The organism is Rhizobium etli CFN 42, assembly GCF_000092045.1.
GTDB lineage: Bacteria > Pseudomonadota > Alphaproteobacteria > Rhizobiales > Rhizobiaceae > Rhizobium > Rhizobium etli.
This window is the reverse complement of record NC_007761.1, coordinates 3,896,655-3,916,362: the sequence shown is the minus strand read 5'-3', so window position 1 is coordinate 3,916,362 and position 19,708 is coordinate 3,896,655. Positions and strand designations below refer to the sequence as shown.

General features: G+C 61.7%; 16 protein-coding genes. 14 read left to right on the top strand and 2 right to left on the bottom strand.

Going from position 1 to position 19,708, the window contains the following annotated elements; genetic code table 11:
* Window positions 1–756: a FadR/GntR family transcriptional regulator gene (locus tag RHE_RS18900; protein WP_041678762.1), complete on the bottom strand. Its 756-nt coding sequence runs from the start codon at window positions 754–756 to the stop codon at window positions 1–3.
* A gap of 207 nt (window positions 757–963) precedes the next feature.
* Here RHE_RS18900 and RHE_RS18895 point away from each other — a divergent pair, with 207 nt between their 5' ends.
* The 10 genes from RHE_RS18895 (at window position 964) to RHE_RS18850 (ending at window position 14,021) form a co-directional block, all read left to right on the top strand.
* The gene (locus RHE_RS18895; RefSeq protein WP_011426907.1) at window positions 964–1,947 is read left to right on the top strand and encodes an arabinose ABC transporter substrate-binding protein; all 984 of its coding nucleotides are present in this window, start codon (window positions 964–966) and stop codon (window positions 1,945–1,947) included.
* A gap of 68 nt (window positions 1,948–2,015) precedes the next feature.
* Window positions 2,016–3,521 (top strand): L-arabinose ABC transporter ATP-binding protein AraG, encoded by a 1,506-nt coding sequence (gene araG, locus RHE_RS18890; protein WP_011426906.1) that lies wholly within the window; start codon window positions 2,016–2,018, stop codon window positions 3,519–3,521.
* Between the two features lie 17 nt (window positions 3,522–3,538).
* On the top strand, window positions 3,539–4,489 hold the full coding sequence (gene araH / locus RHE_RS18885; RefSeq protein ID WP_011426905.1) for an L-arabinose ABC transporter permease AraH: 951 nt from the start codon (window positions 3,539–3,541) through the stop codon (window positions 4,487–4,489).
* Complete coding sequence (locus tag RHE_RS18880; protein ID WP_011426904.1) at window positions 4,486–5,376, top strand: aldose 1-epimerase; 891 nt, start codon at window positions 4,486–4,488, stop codon at window positions 5,374–5,376. Before araH ends, RHE_RS18880 begins: the two co-directional genes overlap by 4 nt.
* Window positions 5,376–6,155, top strand: coding sequence for an SDR family oxidoreductase (locus tag RHE_RS18875; RefSeq protein WP_011426903.1), 780 nt, complete (start codon window positions 5,376–5,378; stop codon window positions 6,153–6,155). Before RHE_RS18880 ends, RHE_RS18875 begins: the two co-directional genes overlap by 1 nt.
* 145 nt (window positions 6,156–6,300) lie before the next feature.
* Window positions 6,301–6,732, top strand: a complete 432-nt coding sequence (locus tag RHE_RS18870; protein WP_011426902.1) for an OsmC family protein — start codon at window positions 6,301–6,303, stop codon at window positions 6,730–6,732.
* 227 nt (window positions 6,733–6,959) lie between these two features.
* Window positions 6,960–7,568 (top strand): TetR family transcriptional regulator, encoded by a 609-nt coding sequence (locus RHE_RS18865; RefSeq protein ID WP_011426901.1) that lies wholly within the window; start codon window positions 6,960–6,962, stop codon window positions 7,566–7,568.
* A 49-nt stretch (window positions 7,569–7,617) separates the two neighbouring features.
* Window positions 7,618–8,757, top strand: coding sequence for an efflux RND transporter periplasmic adaptor subunit (locus RHE_RS18860; protein WP_011426900.1), 1,140 nt, complete (start codon window positions 7,618–7,620; stop codon window positions 8,755–8,757).
* Window positions 8,758–8,782: 25 nt separating this feature from the next.
* Window positions 8,783–11,929, top strand: coding sequence for an efflux RND transporter permease subunit (locus RHE_RS18855; RefSeq protein ID WP_011426899.1), 3,147 nt, complete (start codon window positions 8,783–8,785; stop codon window positions 11,927–11,929).
* Window positions 11,930–12,089: 160 nt separating this feature from the next.
* The gene (locus RHE_RS18850) at window positions 12,090–14,021 is read left to right on the top strand and encodes a beta-N-acetylhexosaminidase (protein ID WP_011426898.1); all 1,932 of its coding nucleotides are present in this window, start codon (window positions 12,090–12,092) and stop codon (window positions 14,019–14,021) included.
* A gap of 351 nt (window positions 14,022–14,372) precedes the next feature.
* On the opposite strand, the gene RHE_RS18845 is transcribed toward RHE_RS18850, so the two are convergent.
* Window positions 14,373–15,290, bottom strand: coding sequence for an ROK family protein (locus RHE_RS18845; protein WP_042119040.1), 918 nt, complete (start codon window positions 15,288–15,290; stop codon window positions 14,373–14,375).
* A gap of 308 nt (window positions 15,291–15,598) precedes the next feature.
* Between RHE_RS18845 and RHE_RS18840 the strand changes: the two genes are divergently transcribed.
* The 4 genes from RHE_RS18840 (at window position 15,599) to RHE_RS18825 (ending at window position 19,708) form a co-directional block, all read left to right on the top strand.
* Window positions 15,599–16,177: an exopolysaccharide biosynthesis protein gene (locus tag RHE_RS18840; RefSeq protein ID WP_187331733.1), complete on the top strand. Its 579-nt coding sequence runs from the start codon at window positions 15,599–15,601 to the stop codon at window positions 16,175–16,177.
* Between the two features lie 112 nt (window positions 16,178–16,289).
* A complete protein-coding gene (locus RHE_RS18835) occupies window positions 16,290–17,243 on the top strand; it encodes a sugar-binding transcriptional regulator (RefSeq protein ID WP_011426895.1) in 954 nt (317 codons plus the stop codon).
* 144 nt (window positions 17,244–17,387) lie between these two features.
* Window positions 17,388–18,698 carry an ABC transporter substrate-binding protein gene (locus tag RHE_RS18830; protein WP_011426894.1) on the top strand — a complete coding sequence of 437 codons (1,311 nt, stop codon included), beginning with the start codon at window positions 17,388–17,390 and terminating at the stop codon, window positions 18,696–18,698.
* 137 nt (window positions 18,699–18,835) lie between these two features.
* On the top strand, window positions 18,836–19,708 hold the full coding sequence (locus tag RHE_RS18825) for a carbohydrate ABC transporter permease (protein ID WP_020922334.1): 873 nt from the start codon (window positions 18,836–18,838) through the stop codon (window positions 19,706–19,708).

Sequence of the window (19,708 nt, the reverse complement as noted above, 5' to 3'; positions counted from 1 at the left end):
TCATTTCGTCCTTCCGATCGCCTTCTCGGCGGCGGCAAGATCACGGACCGCAAGGTCGAGCATGCGATTGGCGCATTCGCGGGCGCCGGCCTTGTCTCGCATCCGCAATGCCTCTACCAGCTCGCCGTGAACGAGCACCGCATCTTCCCGGTTTTCGACGGCGATATTGGAAGCATGCAGCGCATATTTCAGCGCGGCATGGATGGCGCTGGACAGGCGGCGAAACACCTGATTGTGGCTGGCGGCGAGCAGCACCGCATGGAACATCACGTCGGCGTCGGTGAAGCTTTCCGGTTCACTAGCGCTGTCGCGCATCTGCCGCCAGGCCTTGTCGAGATCGGCGATCTCCTGGGCGCTGGCGCGTTCGGCGGCATATTCAGCGGCCGCCGGTTCAATGGTGCGGCGGGCTTCGAGGATGCAGCCGAGAAGGTCGAAGTCCTTGATGTAAGGTCCCATCCAGTCGAGCACCTCGGCGTCCAGGATGTTCCATTCATCCCGATCGCAAACGGTCGTTCCGACCCTTGGCTTGCCGCGTACGAGCCCCTTTGATTCCAAGACTTTCAATGATTCGCGGATCACCGTGCGGCTGACGCCGTAGAGTTCGCAAAGGTCGTTCTCGCGGGGCAACGGTGAGCCAGAGGGATAGCGGTCCGCGCAGATGTGCTGAGCGATCGCTGCCGTCACGTTGCGGCGTACCCGCGGTCGGCGTTCGCTGCGGGAGCTTTCCGTTCGGCCCTGTTCCTCAGTCGATTCCAACTTCACCTCTCCACGCTCTCTCCCGGACTGCAACCGAACCTGATTATCCGAATTCGATCCAGTTTGCGACGTTCCATCCGGCTCCCGTCACTATCCTATTATTCCAATCATCATACATTGGCAATTGACTGGTATGATGATTTAACATAACTCATTAGACGCTGCCTGGGAGGCAGTTGCTCGATTTCGAAGTTTAGGGAGAGAGACATGCGCTTGTTCAAAGCAGCTATTCTGGCTGGCACTTTCGCCATTCTGACAGCCGGCTCGGCATTTTCCGCAGACGTCAAGATCGGTTTCATCGTCAAGCAGCCGGAAGAGCCCTGGTTTCAGGACGAATGGAAATTCGCCGACCAGGCCGCCAAGGAAAAAGGCTTCACGGTCGTCAAGATCGGCGCTGAAGACGGCGAGAAGGTTCAGTCGGCGATCGACAATCTCGGCGCGCAGGGCGCACAGGGTTTCATCATCTGCACGCCCGACGTCAAGCTCGGTCCCGGCATCGTCGCTAAGGCGGAAGCCAACCAGCTGAAGCTGATGACGGTCGACGACCGCCTCGTCAGCGCCGCCGGCAAGCCGCTGGAAGACGTGCCGCACATGGGCATTTCGGCCGCCAAGATCGGCGAGACCGTCGGACAGGCCATCGTCGACGAAATCAAGAAGCGTGGCTGGGACATGAAGAATGTCGGCGCGATCCGCATTTCCTACGATCAACTGCCGACCGCCGTCGACCGCGTCGAAGGTGCGATTTCGGTGCTGAAGTCCGCCGGCTTCCCGGCCGAGAACATTTATGATGCGCCGCAGGCGAAGACCGATACGGAAGCGGCGCTCAATGCCGCGACCACGGTTCTCAACAAACATGCCGACGTGAAATACTGGGTCGCTTTCGGCCTCAACGACGAAGCCGTCCTCGGCGCCGTCCGTGCCTCCGAATCCGTCGGCATTCCGGCGACCAACATCATCGGCGTCGGCATCGGCGGGGCGGAATCGGCGATCAACGAATTCAAGAAGCCGGCCGCGACGGGCTTCTTCGGCACCGTCATCATCTCGCCGAAGCGCCATGGCTATGAAACGGCGCTCAACATGTACGACTGGATCGCCAACGGCAAGGAGCCGGAAAAGCTGACGCTGACCTCCGGTTCGCTGGCGCTGCGCGGCGATTACGAGACGGTCCGCAAGGATCTTGGCATCGAGTGATCATCTCCGGATGATGAAAATCCGGTGGCCGTTGAACGTGCTGCCGGATCCTACCCGGCGGAGCGGCGATGGCTTTCCTCGAATTCAACAATGTCTCCAAAGGTTATCCCGGCGTGCAGGCGCTGGCCAATGTTTCCTTCACCGTCGAGAAGGGCGTTGTTCACGGTCTTATGGGCGAAAACGGTGCCGGCAAATCAACGCTGATCCGCGTGCTTTCCGGCGATCAGGCCGCCGATGGCGGTAACATCTTCATCGATGGCGAAGAGCAGAAATACACCTCGGTGCGCGACGCCTTCCATGCCGGGATCGTCGTCATCCACCAGGAACTGCAGCTCGTTCCGGAGTTGACGGTTGCCGAAAACCTCTGGCTCGGACGCTTTCCGGCCAAGGGCGGCATCATCCATTTGAAGACGCTGATAGAAACGGTACGCGCGAAGCTCGAGGAGATCGGCATCGACGTCGATCCTTCGACCAAGGTCAGCTCGCTGTCGATCGGCGCGCGTCAGATGATCGAGATCGCCAAGGCCGTCATGCTCGACGCGCGGGTGATTGCGCTCGATGAGCCGACCTCCTCGCTTTCCTCGCGTGAAAGCGAAATCCTGTTTTCGCTTATCGCCCGGCTGAAGGCGAGGGGAGCGGTCATCCTTTATGTCTCGCATCGTCTCGATGAGATTTTTCGACTCTGCGACAGCCTGACGGTGCTGCGCGACGGCAAGCTTGCCGCCCATCACCCGAAAATCGCGGAGACGACGCGCGAACAGATCATTTCGGAAATGGTGGGGCGCGAGATCAGCAATGTCTGGGGATGGCGCGAACGCGCGCTCGGCGACAACAGGCTGGAGGTCAAGGGCCTATCCGGGCCGAGGCTGCACACTCCGATCAGCTTTTCCGTGCGCCAGGGCGAAATTCTCGGCTTCTTCGGGCTGATCGGGGCTGGCCGCAGCGAGATGGCCCGGCTGCTTTACGGCGCCGATGCCAGGCATAGGGGCGAGGTCACGATCGACGGCGTTGCCGTCTCGCCCAACAATCCGAAGGTGGCGATCAAGGCCGGCATGGTGCTCTGCCCCGAGGATCGCAAGTTCGACGGCATCGTCCAAGGTCGGTCGATCGAAGAGAATATCGCGATTTCCTCACGCCGCCACTTTTCGCGCTTCGGCATCCTGAAGCCGAAGACGGAGGCAGCACAGGCAGACCGGTTCATTGCCAAGCTTCGGGTGCGCACGCCGTCGCGCCGACAGGACATCGTCAACCTCTCGGGCGGCAATCAGCAGAAGGTCATCCTCGGGCGCTGGCTCTCCGAGCAGGGCATCAAGGTTCTCGTCATCGACGAGCCGACCCGCGGTATAGATGTCGGGGCGAAGTCGGAAATCTACGACATCCTTTATGAGTTGGCGGCCGGCGGCGTGGCGATCGTGGTGATATCAAGCGAGTTGCCCGAAGTGATGGGCATTTGCGATCGCATCATTGTGATGTGCCAGGGCAGGGTGGCGGCCAATGTCGCCCGGCCGGATTTCGACGAGCGCAGCATCCTGACGGCGGCACTGCCCGACAAGAATGCCGCCGGCAGCATTTAAGATCAGGAATACGGACAATGAATGCCTTGAAAAAAACTCTTCTCGGCGAACAGGGGCTGGTGGTGATTTTCGCCGCCGCCTTCGTGATCGTCTCGCTCTTCGTTCCGAACTTCCTGACCGAGCGGAACATGCTGGGGCTCCTGCAATCGGTCGTGACGATCGGCATCGTCGCCTGCACGATGATGTTCTGCCTGGCATCGCGCGATTTCGATCTTTCGGTCGGATCGATCGTCGCCTTCTCCGGCATGATCGCCGTGATGGTCTCGAACGCGACGGGCTCGATCCCGCTCGGATTGCTCGCCGCCCTGCTGTGCGGCGCCGTCGTCGGCTTCGTCAATGGGATCGTCATCGCCCGCTTTCGCATCAATGCGCTGATTACCACGCTTGCGACGATGCAGATCGTGCGCGGGCTGGCGCTGATCGCCTCGGATGGCCGTGCCGTCGGCATCAACGATCCAGCCTTCTATCAGCTTGCCCTGTCGCGCTTCCTGACCGTGCCGACACCGATCTGGATCATGCTGATCCTCTTCTTCGTCTTCGGTTTCGTCCTCAACCGCACCGTCTTCGGCAAAAATACGCTGGCGATCGGCGGCAATCCCGAGGCGTCGCGGCTTGCGGGCGTCAATGTCGTTAACATGCGCGTCTGGATCTTTGCGCTGCAGGGTCTCGTCTGCGGCATTGCCGGCATCCTGCTTGCCTCCCGCATCACCTCCGGCCAGCCGAACGCGGCAACGGGGCTCGAGCTCTCGGTGATTTCGGCCTGCGTTCTCGGCGGGGTTTCGCTCGCCGGCGGCCGGGCGGCGATGAGCGGCGTCATCGTCGGGGTGCTGATCATGGGCATTGCCGAAAACGTTATGAATCTCCTCAATATCCAGGCATTCTATCAGTATGTCGTGCGCGGGCTGATCCTGCTGATCGCGGTGCTGCTCGACAATTTGCGGTCTTCAGCCGCGGGACGACGTGGATGAACAACGGACATGGCGGAGATGAAATTGGGCTGAGCCACGGCGACCTCTCAGTCAGGATCAGCCGCCGGGGCGCTGCCGTCACCGCCGCAACGTTTCGGGGCAAGCCCTTTCTCCTTCCAGCCGGCGGCCCAGGCGGAAAATTCGCGAATTTTCCCATGGTGCCGTTCGGCAACCGGGTGGAAGGCAACGCCATGTCCTTCGGCGGACGCGACTATGCCTTCCAGCGAAATTGCCACGATCCTCTCTACCTGCACGGCGATGGCTGGATCAGTCTTTGGCAGCTGGAGGAATCGAGCCCCGAGCATATGCAGTTCAGCTTTTCGCGTGATGCCGACGGCATTTCGCCCTACGCCTATCTCGCCCGGCAGGAAGTCCATCTGGCCGGCAATCGCTTGACGCTGGCGCTCTCCGTGGAGAACCGCGGTGAGGCGGATCTGCCCTTCGGCCTGGGTCAGCATCCCTTCTTCGTGAGGACTCCGGAAACGCGATTGACGATTGTCGCCGACCGGTTCTGGAGCGAGCGGCACGACCATCTGCCCGGAGAACCCGGCCCGGTCCCTGACGATTTCGATTTCAGCTCCGGCAAGCCGCTGCCGCGGCTGTGGATGAACAATGCCTTCGAGGGATGGGACGGGCGAGCGGCGATCGCCTGGCCGGAGCTTTCAATTCAGGCGGCGCTGGAAGCCGATGCCACGCTCGGCCAGTTCATGCTGTATATGCGGACCGACCGCACGGATTTCTTCTGCCTCGAACCGATGAGCCATCTGCCGAATGGCCATCACCTGCCTCACCTCGGAGGCCTCATACCGCTTTCGCCAGGTGAGGTTCTTTCCGGCAAGGTTACGATCGAGCTGTCGGCGCTGCCGGTTCAACCGGAGGGAAGATGATGAGCAACCGCCTACAGGGCAAGAACATCCTGATAACGGGCGCTGCGCAAGGTATCGGCCTTGCGATCGCGAAGGCATTCATCAGCGAAAATGCGGCCGTCTATCTCGTTGACCGTGATGCGGCGGTGCTGGCTCGGGCGGCGACGGATCTCGCGAGCATCGGCGCCCGCGTCGGTTATCTGCCAGCCGATATAACCGATGCCGGAACGATCACGCGGGTGGTTGCCGAGGCGAATGAGGAGATCGGTCCGCTGAACGCGCTCGTCAACAATGCCGGCGTCAATGTTTTCGCCGAGCCGCTCGCGACGACCGACGACGAATGGAACCGCTGCTTCGACATCAACCTCAAGGGAGCCTGGAATTGCTGCAAGGCGGTGCTGCCGGGGTTTATCGAGCGCGGCGGCGGCGTCATCCTCAACATCGCCTCCACGCACGCCTTCACGATCATTCCGCACACGTTTCCCTATCCGCTGGCGAAGCATGCGCTGCTCGGCATGACGAAATCCCTGGGCCTGGAGTACGCGCCCCGCAATATCCGCGTCAACGCTCTGGCGCCGGGCTATGTCTCGACGCAGAAGGTGATCGATTACTGGAACAGCTTCCCCGATCCGGAGGCCGCCAAAGCCGGGACGATGAAGCTGCATCCCGGCGGGCGGATCGCAACGCCGGAAGAGATCGCCATGGCGGCGGTGTTCATGATCTCCGACGAGTGCCCGTTCATGAACGCGACCTGCCTGACGATCGATGGCGGCCTCAGTGTGCTGCAGCATTCCGCCTGAAAGGCTTTGTCCGCCGATTTTTAAGAGCCTGTCGTCTTCTCAGGATAGAGCATTATATTGTCCCACGGGGAGGCTATCCAATCTCCCGCAGGCATGGAGCGGCGCCCTGCCGCTTCCTGAAAACCATCGAAACAAGGAGGACGGCATGCAGATCAATCGCACGGCTTCGGCTCATTGGAGCGGCGGCCTCAAGGACGGCAAGGGCTTGATCTCGACTCAGAGCGGTGCCCTGACAGACTATCCCTACGGCTTTGCCAGCCGCTTCGAAGGCATTCCCGGCACCAATCCGGAAGAATTGATCGGCGCCGCCCATGCCGGCTGCTTCACCATGGCGCTGTCGCTGATCCTCGGTGAAGCCGGCTTCACAGCCGAACATATGGAAACCTCGGCCAAGGTGACGCTCGAAAGTGTCGAGGGTGGCTTCGCCGTCACTGCTATCCATCTTTCGCTTTCCGGCCGCATTCCGGGTGCGGATGAGGCAACCTTCACCGAACTCGCCAATAAGGCGAAGGCCGGCTGCCCGATTTCCAAGGCGCTCGCCGCCGTTCCGATCACGCTCGACGTCAAGCTCGCCTAATCCCTCTGCCACCGACGAGGTGCCGCGCTCAACAGTCGCGGCACTCTCCCATTTCCCCGGGGCTGGTGGTCACCCTTTCGAAACTTCGTTATGGATAATGCGCCGCGCTGCTCTGATAGCGGAGCGGTTCGCGCCCCATTCCCGTTTCTATCTTGACAGATGACGGCTGATATTTTACGACTGACGAAATTCAAAAATCGTCAGTCGTAATTCGGATTCCAGAAACCATGAACGAAATCACGGAAAATACGCTCGACGTCACCCGGCAGGAGAATGTGACGCGCATTCTCGATGCGGCCGAGCGGCTCTTTCGCCACTATGGCTACAGCAAGACGACGGTGGCCGACATAGCCCGCGATCTCGGCATGTCGCCGGCCAATATCTATCGGTTCTTCGCTTCAAAGGTGGAGATCCACCAGGCGCTCTGCGGTCGCATGCTCGCGACCGCTTACCAGATCGCATACGACATCCGCCACCAACCGGTCAGCGCCAGCGAGCGGCTGCGCCGTTATGTCAAGACCCAGCATCAGTTGACGCTCGATCTGATGCTCGACGAGATGAAGGTGCACGAGATGATCATCGTCGCGATCGAACGCGACTGGCACGTCATCGAGAAACATATCGACCGCGTCCATGATCTGATTGCCGAAATCATTGCAGAAGGGATCGCGGCCGGTGAGTTTGCCGAGCAGGACCCGGTTGTCGCGTCACGTTGCTTCGGCGCGGCGACGATCAATCTCTGCCACCCGCAGATGGTGGCGCAATGTCTTGCCAAAACCAACCGCGCGAGCGTCGACGAACTGATCGATTATGTGATCAGGGCGCTGAAGAAATAACGGACGGCAGCCGCCGTCGATCCCCAAAAACGATCCAGGAGTGCGGAAGATGTTTTCGCTCAAGACCCTCAGCCACCGCATGCCGTCCGCCGCCGGCCTCGTGCTCGTCGGCGCTCTCGGCATCGGCCTTTCCGCCTGCACGGAGGAGAAGGCCGAGGTTAAAGAGGTCATCCGGCCGGTGAAGGTCGTCGAGATCGCCAGGGCCGGCGACACGCGGAAGCTCGACTATTCCGGTTCGGTCAAGGCGCGCACGGAGATGAACCTCGGGTTCCGGGTCAGCGGCAAGATCACCGAACGTCTGGTCGATATTGGTGACCGGGTGACGCCAGGCGACGTTCTCGCCCGCGTCGACGCCACGGACTATCAGCTCGCGGTCAAGACGGCGGAAGCCAATCTCGCCGCGGCGGAAAGAGGCGTCGAAACTGCCGATCTCGCCAACAAGCGCGCCGAGCAGCTGTTCGACAAAAGCGTCGCACCGAAGTCGCAGCTCGAGCAGGCCGCGCTCAGCCATGACCAGGCGATCTCGCAGCGCGATGCCGCGCGCTCCGCGCTCGACCAGGCGAAGAACCAGGTAAGCTATACCGAGCTCAAGGCAGGCCAGAACGGCATCGTGACCGCAATCAATGCCGATATCGGCCAGGTCGTCGGTGCCGGCGCCGCCGTCGTCACCGTTGCCGTCGATGGCGAGAAGGAAGTGCAGATCGCCGTTCCGGAAAACGACATCGCCGAATTCAAGCCCGGCAAGACGGTCAAGTCAAGCTTCTGGGCCGACGACAAGCTCGTGCTCGACGGCAAGGTGCGTGAAGTCTCCGGCAGTGCCGACCAGCAGTCGCGCACCTTTGCCGTTCGGGTGAGCCTGCCGAACGATCCGCGCGTGCTTCTCGGAATGACGGCGACGATCGAGGCCGATATCACCAACGGCAACAGCTACGTTTCGATCCCGCTCAGCGCACTCGCTGAAAAGGACGGCAAGCAGATGGTTTGGACCGTCGACCGCGACACAGCAACCGTGCATGGCCGCGATATCAAGGTCGCCGATTTCACCGGCGACGGCGTGCACGTGACCGAGGGTCTCGATACCGGCGATCTCGTCGTTGCCGCCGGCACGCAATTCATGAGCGAAAATCTGAAGGTGAAGGTGCCGGACCAGCAGTCGGCGCTGGCCGCCACGGACCAGACGGTCCGCTGATCGCGTCGCAAAAGGGAAGAAAACCATGGACGCCATCACCACCGAAAAGCGGCCCTTCAATCTGTCGCGCTGGGCGATCGGCCATCCGAGCATTGCCCGCTTCCTCTTCGGCCTGATCATCATCACCGGCGTGTTCGGCCTGATGCGCATGGGCCAGCGCGAGGATCCGGAATTCACCTTCCGCGTCATGGTCGTGCAGGCGATCTGGCCGGGCGCTTCCATCCAGGAGATGGAAGACCAAGTCGTCAACAAGATCGAGCGCAAGCTGCAGGAAACGCCGCATATCGACTGGGTGAAGTCCTATACGCGGGCCGGCAGCGCGATCATCACCCTGCAAGTCAAGGGCGACACGAATTCGAAGGACGTGGCTGATGCCTTCTACCAGGTGCGCAAGAAGGTCGGCGACATCTCCAGCGAGCTGCCACAGGGTCTGCTCGGCCCGTATTTCAATGACGAATTCGGCGATACCTTTATCACGCTGCACTCGATCAGCGGCGATGGTTATTCTTATCCGGAACTGAAGAAATTCGCGATCCAGGCGCGCGACATGCTCCTGACGACGCCGGGCGTCGAGAAGGCTGTCATCATCGGCGACCAACCGGAGAAGATCTATATCGACGTATCGTCCAAGGCGCTAGCCGAGCGCGGCCTGACGATCCTCGACCTGCAGAACGCCGTCAAGGGCCAGAACAATGTCGATCCGGCCGGCTCCGTCGATACCGGCCTGCGCTCGGTGCGCATCTCCGTCGAAGGCGACGTCAAGAAGGCGGCCGATATCCGTGAGCTGCGCCTTCGCGCCGGCGGCCAGGTGACGCGCCTCGGCGATATTGCCACCGTCAGCTCCGGCCTGGAGGATCCCTATCAGCGCAAGTACCGCTTCAACGGCCATGACAGCGTCCAGGTCGGCGTCGTCATGGCCAAGGGCTTCAATGTCACCGATGTCGGCAAGGGCGTGGAGGCGACCTACCAGCGCTTCGAGGAGGCGCTGCCTTACGGCGTCGCCGTCGACCAGATCGCTAACCAGCCCGACGTGGTGACGGATGCGATCAGCGAATTCATGCACGCGCTCGGCGAAGCACTCGTCATCGTGCTTGTCGTCTCGTTCCTCTCGATCGGATGGCGCTCGGGCCTCGTCATCGCCATTGCCATTCCGCTGGTGCTCGCCGCCACTTTCGCGCTGATGTACGAACTCGGCATTGACCTGCAGCGCATCTCGCTCGGCGCGCTGATCATCGCGCTCGGCCTGCTCGTCGACGATGCGATGATCGTCGTCGAGATGATGGAGCGAAAGCTCGAGGAGGGGCTGGTCAAAGTCGAGGCGGCGAGCTTCGCCTATTCCTCGACCGCCTTCCCGATGCTGACCGGCACGCTGATCACCACGGCCGGCTTCATTCCGGTCGGCTTTGCCGCCTCGACGGCCGGCGAATATGTGCGTTCGCTGTTTTATGTCGTCGGCATCGCGCTGGTGACCTCGTGGTTTGTCGCGGTCTATTTCACGCCGTGGCTCGGCTACATGATCCTCAAGCAGCGCCATCACGCCGGCGAGCATCACGACGCCTTCGACACGCGCTTCTATCGCCGGCTGCGCGGCACGGTCGGCTGGGCGGTTCGCCATCGTGTCATCGTGCTGCTCTTGACGCTCGGCACTTTCGTCACCAGCCTCTGGGCCTTCCAGTTCATTCCGCAGAATTTCTTCCCGCAATCGTCGCGGCCGGAAATCCTCGTCGATCTCTGGCTGCCCGAGGGCACCAGCATTAAGGAAGTCGAGACGCAGGCCAAGGCGCTGGAAGCCAAGATGATGGACGATCCCGACAAGCGCTTCATCGCCACCTATATCGGCGAAGGCGCGCCGCGCTTCTTCCTGCCGCTCGACCAGCAGCTGCGCAACCCGAATTTCGCTCAGCTCCTCGTTATGGCCAATGAAGAACCGGCGCGCGAAAGGCTGATCATCAAGCTGCGCAGGATTCTCGCGGAAGATTTCCCATCCATCCGCGGCAAGGTCGACCGGCTGTTCCTCGGGCCACCGACCGGCTGGCCCGTGCAGATGCGCGTCATGGGGCCGGACCGCAAGGAAGTGCGAGCAATCGCCGACCAGGTGAAGGCGCGCTTCGAGGCCAATCCGATGCTCGGTGCCATCCATGACGACTGGCTGGAACAGGTGCCGGCGATGAAGCTGGTGATCGACCAGGACCGTGCCCGGGCACTCGGCGTCACCTCGCAGCGGGTGCGGCAGGTGCTGCAGACCGCCATGTCGGGCGCGCCGCTCGACGATTTCCGTGACGGCGAGGAGACGGTTTCGATCGTTGCCCGCGAGCCGGATGCCAACCGTTCGCTGCTTTCCGCAGTCAATTCGGTCTATGTCCCGACGGATTTCGGCGGCTTCGTGCCGGTCTCGCAGGTCGCCAAGGTCGTGCCCGTGATGGAGCAGGGCATCGAATGGCGGCGCGACAGGCTGCCGACCATCACCATACGGGCGACGCTACCCGACGGCGTCCAGCCGAACGACGTGGTCATGAAAATGTATGCCGACATGAAGGACCTGCGTGACAGCCTGCCGGCCGGCTACAATGTCGAGATCCAGGGCGGCGCCGAGGATGCGGCGGAAAGCCAGATGTCGATCGCCGCCAAGGCGCCGATCATGCTCGCCGTCATCATCGTGCTCTTGATGGTGCAGCTGCAGCATTTCGGCAAGGCGATGCTCGTGCTCGCCACCGGGCCGCTCGGCATCATCGGTGCTGCGGCCGCACTGCTGATCAGCGGTGCACCCTTTGGCTTCGTAGCGATCCTCGGCGTCATCGCGCTACTCGGCATCATCATGCGCAACTCGATCATCCTGGTCGATCAGATCGACCAGGACATCAAGGCCGGCATGCAGCGGCAAGAGGCGATCGTCGGCGCGGCCGTGCGGCGTTTCCGGCCGATCATGCTGACGGCGCTGACCGCCGTGCTGGCGCTGATCCCGATCTCGCGCGGCGTCTTCTGGGGTCCGCTCGCTTACGCGATGATGGGCGGCATCCTCGTTGCGACAGTGCTCACCATTCTGGTTCTGCCCGCCGGTTACGCCCTTTTCTTCGGCCGCGAGCCGAAGGCAAAGGACGAGCCAGGCCGGGATGCCGACGCCATCCAGGAAGAGGCGGATGACAGACATCCGCCGGCGTTGGCAGCCGAGTGAGGACGGCGCGGCGAAAGCCGCGCCGTTTTCCTTGCAGGTCGCAATCTCACATTCTCATCACTGCCCGGTCCGTCTCGACTCGCGCCGATTTCATTGCTGCCTCGAAAAAGCTAAGCTTTTGAAAGCATGCCGGGGCGCGAGCCGTAATCCCGGCCGCCCATTGACAGCGGAGGCGCGACCATGGCCAGACTATCGTCTGGAAACAAGCTGGCGCCCGGTCGAAAGCAGTTTCGGGCGCTTGACCTTCACCCTCTTCAATCTTTCGGCCGAGCCGCTTTCCGGTTTCTCGCTCGCCTATACGTCGGAAACGCGGCTTGCCGACAAACACGTCTGCGCTGGCGGCAGCCTGAAGCGACAAGTCGCACATCTCCATGAAGTCCGGCCGCCCGACGGGCTGAGTGTGCCGCCGGGCGGCCACTGGCGGTTCACCGTCGAGGGGCTGACCCGAGAGCCGAAACATGTGACATCAGGGGTCAAATCGGCCTATCTGACACTTGGCGACGGGCGCCATGTTCCTGTCGGTTTCGGCGATCTGATGCTCGAAGGCCGGGATGGCGGCATTGCGCCGCCGCTTCTGCCGCCCGGCCGGGTAGAGGAGCCCTATTCACTGCTGCCCTGGCCGCTGGCGCTCGCGGTGAAGGCGGGAGAGCTGCCGGTCGTTCTTTATCCGGCCGAGGGCACACGACCTGAAGCGGTCAAAGCGTTGTCTCTGGTTCTTTCCCTTTACCAGCGGCTCTATCCGGCTGAAAATCTGTTGTTCTCGCTCTGCGCCGTAAAGGGCGGGCGCGCTATTCGCTTCGTCACCGAATCATCGATCGCTGCGCTCGCCTATGAAATACGATTTACCGCGCATGAGGTCGTGCTTTCCAGCGCGGATGCGACGGGTCGGCACTATGGCCTGATCAGTCTGGCGCAAATCATGCACGGCGCGCGTGCCAATCGGGAGAGTTTCAGATTTCCTAATTTCGGCACGATCGCTGACCAGCCTCGTTATGACTGGCGCGGCTGCCATCTCGATGTGGCCAGGCAGTTCTACCCGGTGGCTGATGTTATGCGGCTGATCGATATCCTCGCCTGGAACAAGCTCAATATTTTCCATTGGCACCTGACCGACGACGAAGCCTGGCGGCTGGAGATCAAGGCCTATCCTCAGCTTACGGAAATCGGGGCGCGGCGTGGCCCGGACGAGGTGCTCGTGCCGCAGCTTGGTGACGGGGCGGAACCGCGCTCCGGCCATTACACGCAGGAGGATGTCAGGCGAATCGTCGCCCATGCCGCCTCTCTGCATATCGAGGTGGTGCCGGAAATCGATGTTCCAGGCCATAGCACCGCGACGCTGTTGTCACTGCCCGAGCTCGTCGACGGGCAGGAGGCGCCGGACAGCTATCGCGCCGTGCAGGGTTATGCCAACAATGCCCTCAACCCCGCGATCGAATTCACCTATGAATTTCTCAGCAACGTGTTCGACGAGATGGTCACGCTGTTCCCCGGTGAATATATTCATATCGGCGGCGACGAGGTGGCAAGCGGCGCCTGGCTTTCGTCGCCGCTTTGCAAGGCATTGATGGAGCGGGAGAAAATTGCCGGCACGGCCGAGCTGCAATCCTATTTCCTGAAACGGATCAAAACCATGTTGTCGGCGCACGGCAAGAAGCTCGCCGGCTGGAACGAAGTCTCGCATGGTGGCGGCGTCGACCGCGACGGCACTTTGCTGATGGCCTGGGAGAAGCCCGCTGTCGGCATCGCGCTGGCGCAGCAAGGTTACGATGTGGTGATGACGCCGGGCCAGGCCTATTATCTCGACATGGCGCAGGCGGAAGCCTGGGACGAGCCGGGCGCGAGCTGGGCGGGCCACGCACCGCCGGAATATACCTATGCTTACGAGGCCGAAGACGAGTTGTCAGAAGCGCTACGGGACAGAGTGCGTGGGGTTCAGGCTTGCATCTGGACCGAAAATTTCCTTTCTCGCGCCTACTTCAATCGGCTGGTCTTCCCGCGCCTTCCTGCAGTCGCCGAAGCCGCATGGACCCCATTGGAACGCAAAGACTGGAACCGGTTCGCAGCGATCGTGCGGATGTGGCCGGTGCTTTAGAGCTTTTCCGGGTTAGATTGAAGCATTCTGTTGGCTCAAACGGAGTCGGATGGTCGATCGGCCGGCGCGCGTCGTAGCCCAGCTCTACGGCCAAGCCGGCCGGTCGATCAGCCGGCCCGTTTCAGCCAACCCTCCCGCAGATTTGCCCGGCAAATCTGCAAGACTTAGAAATCGCCGGACGCACTGATCGCTTCGCCACGGCGAAGCGGTGCGGCCGGTGGGCCGGGCATCTTTCCGCCAGGATCAGAGGCGATCGGCTCGGACGTACCTGGAGGTATGCCCATCGCCAATCGCCTCTACCCTGACGAAAACCTGCTCCGGCAGAATGCTTTAAGCTAACCCGGAAAAGCTCTAGGATGCATCGGCATCGGCTTTCAGTCCCAGCAGCGCTGCGCCGATCAGGCCCGGTTCGATGCGGCATTCGCTCGGCACCACCAGCGGCCGGTAGAACTTGCGCAGGGTGCGGGTACGCACTGCCTGGTCGAGCTTGGCCAGCAGCGGCGCGACATTGGAAAGCCCGCCGCCGACGGGCACGATGGTGGCGCCGGTGATGTTGATCGTCAGGGCGAGCGGCGAGGCGACGAGATCGACATAGACGTCGATGGTGCGCGTCGCCTTCTTCTCGCCGCGCCGCCATTGATCGATGATCTCTTCGCTCGCAAGGTCGAGATCATGCACCGTCTTGTGCAGGCGCTCCAGCCCGCGGGCGCCGCCGACGGTGTCGACACAGCCTTTCTGGCCGCAGCCGCAGGCATAGGCGGGAATAGCGACGGGCGGATTGCCGGCCGCCGATGCGATGATCGGGCCATGACCCCATTCGCCGGCAAAGCCTCCGGCCTCGTTGACGAGGCGCCCATCGGCGACCAGGCCGCCACCGACGCCGGTGCCGAGGATAGCGCCAAAGACGATACGATGGCCGCGGCCGGCGCCGAGACCGGCTTCAGCCATGGCGAAACAGTCAGCATCATTGGCGATCAAAACAGGCAGAGCAAGTTCAGTTTCGAGGTCGGCTGCAAGCGCGCGGCCGTGGATGCAGGGAATGTTGGCGCAGGTAAGCCGCTGGGTATCGGGATCGACGACGCCGGCGATCGACAGGGCAATGCGGCTCGGCTGTTCGTCGATTTCGGCGATGATGTCGCGAAGGGTCTCGACGAAAGCGGCAAAATCGTCCTTCGGCGTCGGACGGCGGCCGAGGGGGACGATGTCTGTCTCGGAGCGGGCAATGCCGCCCTTGATGGCGGAGCCGCCGATGTCGAATGAAATAATCATTGCCTGCCTGCCGTTTCTCTGGCCTTCAGCGTCTGCTCGCACTGTTGACGGGGAATTACAAGCCTTCATGCATCCGCCTGCCACGCGCTTGCGGCGCAAAGGAGCGATGGGTCGAACGTAAATAGCCGTCGGCGGGTCTTCTCTTGGGTTTCCTGTCCCTTAAGTCATTCAATTGGCATATTGCGCGGCCAAAGTCGGACCCTGCACTTCTATCATCTACCGGTATCATGACCATCGAAAACGCCGATTCCAACAGACGCAGAAGACCCCGTCCGCCACGTCCCAAAGGCCCCCGCCTCTCAGCGGTCCTGCGGCAGCTGGCAGGCGACCGAAGCCGGGAGTGGATTTCGATCGGCGATCTGTTCGAGACGATGGGTGACAGGGCGATCAGCGCGCTCATGCTGATCTTCGCGCTGCCGAACGCCTTTCCCACCCCGCCCGGCACCTCGGCCGTGCTCGGCGCGCCGCTGGTTTTTCTGGCGGTGCAACTGACTTTCGGGCTCAAACCCTGGCTGCCGAAGGCGATCGCAAACCGTTCGATGCGGCGTGAAGACTTCGAGGCCATCGTCGGACGTATCCACCGCTGGCTCGCTTGGGCGGAGCGCATGCTGAAGCCGCGGCTTGCCATCTTCGCTGAACCGCCGGCGGAATATTTCGCCGGTCTCGCCTGCCTGCTGCTTTCGATCGTGCTGGTTCTGCCGGTGCCGCTCGGCAACATCCTGCCGGCAATCACCATTTCGGTGTTCGCTTTCGGCATTATGGGCCGTGACGGGCTCTTCGCGCTCATCGGCTTTATCATGACGACCGTGTCGCTCGTCATTGCCGGCGGCGTGATCTACGGTCTGGCGAAGGCGTCGATATATTTCGTCATGCAATGGTTCGCCTGAGCGGTTGCGTCAACAGGCTCGACTTTTTCGGGAATTTTGTTTTGATCTGGCGCGATAGAGACTCACATCACGCCGGCCGGCAAGCCGGCTCATTTTGCGCGGTAGGCAATAGATGGCAAAAAGATCAGAGACTCCTGCACGGCTCGACGATGCAGCCCGTGCCGGCTGGCTTTATTACGTCGCCGGACGCACGCAGGATGAAATCGCCGCCGCGATGGGCATCTCGCGGCAGTCGGCGCAGCGGCTGGTGTCGCTTGCGGTCGCCGAGCGTCTGATCAAAGTGCGGCTCGATCATCCGATCGCTGCCTGCCTCGAGCTTGCCAACCAACTGCGGCGAAAATTCGGGCTGAAACATGTGGAGGTGGTGCCAAGCGATGCGGGTTCTTCATCGACCACCGTCGGCATTGCCGAGGCGGGTGCAGCCGAGATCGAGCGCTGGCTGAAGCGCCCGGAACCGATCGTGCTGGCGGTCGGCACCGGCCGCACGCTGAAGGCGGCAGTCGACCAGCTTCCGGCGATCGAATGTCCCAATCACCGGATCGTCTCGTTGACCGGCAATATCGCGCCAGATGGTTCGGCCGCCTATTACAACGTCATCTTCAGCATGGCGGATGCGGTCAAGGCGCGGCACTATCCGATGCCGTTGCCGGTGCTCGTCACCTCGGCCGAAGAACGGGAGCTGCTGCATGGCCAGCAACTGGTGCGCTCGACGCTCGACATGAGCGCGCAGGCCGATGTCACCTTCGTCGGCATCGGCGAGCTCGGCATCGACGGGCCGCTCTGCGTCGACGGATTTCTCGAGAAGGACGAGATGATGGAGCTGATGCGCGGGGGCGCCGTCGGTGAAATCTGCGGCTGGATCTTCGATGTCGACGGCAAGCTGCTCGACAACCCGATCAACGAGCGTGTCGCCTCGGCGCCGATCCCGTCCCGCGAGGCTTCGATGGTCATCGGGCTTGCCAAAGGCAAGCGAAAATACAAGGCGATCAGAGCCGCGGTCATCGGCCACCAAATCAACGCTCTGATTACCGACGAAGAGACGGCTGAGTTTTTGCTCACAAGCTGAGCAAAAAATATCATAGTTAAATCAAAGGGAAGACCGCTGCCTTCGGCATCGCAGCAACGATTGTCGTTGACTTTTTTTGTGGGTTGATGAGTAATTGCTCATGAGCAAAGCGAATGCTCACATCTCATCTTCTGGGAGGAAGATATGACATTGAGAACTTTCCTGCTGGGCGCCTGCTCAGCACTGGCGTTTGCCGGCATGGCTTCGGCCGAGACGCTGACAATCGCGACCGTCAACAACGGCGACATGATTCGGATGCAGAAGCTGACGGATGATTTCAAGGCGAAGAATCCCGGCATCGACCTCGAATGGGTCACCCTCGAAGAAAACGTGCTGCGCCAGAAGGTCACGACCGACATCGCGACCAAGGGCGGCCAGTACGACGTTCTGACGATCGGTACCTATGAAGTTCCGATCTGGGCAAAGCAGGGCTGGCTGCTGCCGCTCGACAATCTCGGCGCCAATTATGACGTCGACGACCTGCTGCCGGCGATCCGCAGCGGCCTGACCGTGGACGGCAAGCTCTATGCGGCGCCATTCTACGGCGAAAGCTCGATGGTGATGTACCGCAAGGACCTGTTCGACGCCGCCGGGCTGAAGATGCCCGACGCCCCGACCTGGGATTTCATCGCGGACGCAGCCCGCAAGGTTACCAACAAGGACAAGGAAATCTACGGCATCTGCCTGCGTGGAAAGGCCGGCTGGGGCGAGAACATGGCGTTCTTGACGGCCATGTCTAATTCCTTCGGCGCACGCTGGTTCGACGAGAAGTGGAAGCCGCAGTTCGATCAGCCCGAGTGGAAGGACACGTTGGACTTCTACGTCAAGCTGATGAAGGATGCCGGCCCTCCGGGCGCCTCCTCCAACGGCTTCAACGAGAACCTGGCGCTCTTCCAAACCGGCAAGTGCGGCATGTGGATCGACGCAACGGTTGCCGCTTCCTTCGTCGCCGATCCGAAGCAGTCGCAGGTCGCCGATAAGGTCGGCTTTGCGCTCGCCCCGGACAAGGGCCTCGGCAAGCGCGGCAACTGGCTCTGGGCCTGGAGCCTCGCCGTCCCGGCAGGCTCGCAGAAGGTCGAAGCTGCCGAGAAGTTCGTCGCCTGGGCCACGAGCAAGGAATACACCAATCTCGTCGCCGAGAAGGAAGGCTGGCTGAACGCACCTCCGGGCACCCGCAAGTCGCTCTATGCGAATGCGGACTACCAGAAGGCGGCTTCGTTCGCCAAGATGACGCTCGACTCGATCAACTCGGCCGATCCGACCAAGCCGACCGTCAAGCCGGTCCCCTATGTCGGCGTCCAGTTCGTGGCGATCCCGGAATTCCAGGGCATCGGCACGGCGGTGGGCCAGCAGTTCTCGGCAGCCCTTGCCGGCCAGATTTCGGTCGACCAGGCGTTGAAGAGCGCACAGCAACTGGCAACCCGGGAGATGACCAAAGCGGGCTACATTAAATAAAACCTCCTGAGAAGAGGCGGATCCTTGACAATCCGCCCCTCTGGGCCGCCGATTGCCCGAACCGCATCGGCGGCCTCTTTTCCAGATTAAAGCTGCCTTGCGGCCGCTCCCTGCATCAGATCAGATCGGTGATTGCCATGGCAACAACACATACTCGCTCCGCGGCGCGCCTGATGATTGCGCCCTCCGTGCTGTTCCTCTTTGCGTGGATGATCGTCCCGCTCGCGATGACGATCTATTTCTCACTGCTGAACTACAATCTGCTCAGCCCCGGCATGGAGAGCTTTGTCGGCCTGCTGAACTACGAATATTTCCTGTCCGATCCGGCTTTCATCGCCGCGCTGATCAATACGCTGCTGCTTGTTGCCGGCGTTCTTGTCGTCACCGTCGTCGGCGGCATCGCCTTTGCACTGCTGCTCGACCAGCCGATGTACGGCCAGGGCATCGTGCGCATCCTTGTCATCGCGCCGTTCTTCGTCATGCCGACAGTGGCTGCACTCGTCTGGAAGAACATGTTCATGAACCCGGTCAACGGCCTGTTTGCGCATCTTGCGAAGGCGCTCGGCCTGCAGCCGATCGACTGGCTGGCGAACGCGCCGCTGGTTTCCGTCATCCTCATCGTCGCCTGGCAATGGCTGCCCTTCGCCACCCTTATCCTGTTGACGGCGCTGCAGTCGCTGGACGAGGAGCAGAAGGAGGCGGCTGAAATGGACGGCGCCGGCGCGATCTCGAAATTCATTTACATCATCCTGCCGCACATGGCGCGCGCCATCACCGTGGTGATCCTGATCCAGACGATCTTCCTGCTTTCGGTCTTCGCCGAAATCCTTGTCACCACCAATGGCGGACCCGGCACCGACAGCACCAACCTCACCTATCTCGTCTATGCGCAGGCGCTCTTGCAGTTCGATATCGGCGGCGCTTCGGCGGGCGGCATCGTCGCGGTCGTGCTTGCCAATATCGTCGCGATCTTCCTCGTGCGCCTCGTCGGCAAGAATCTGGAGGCTTGA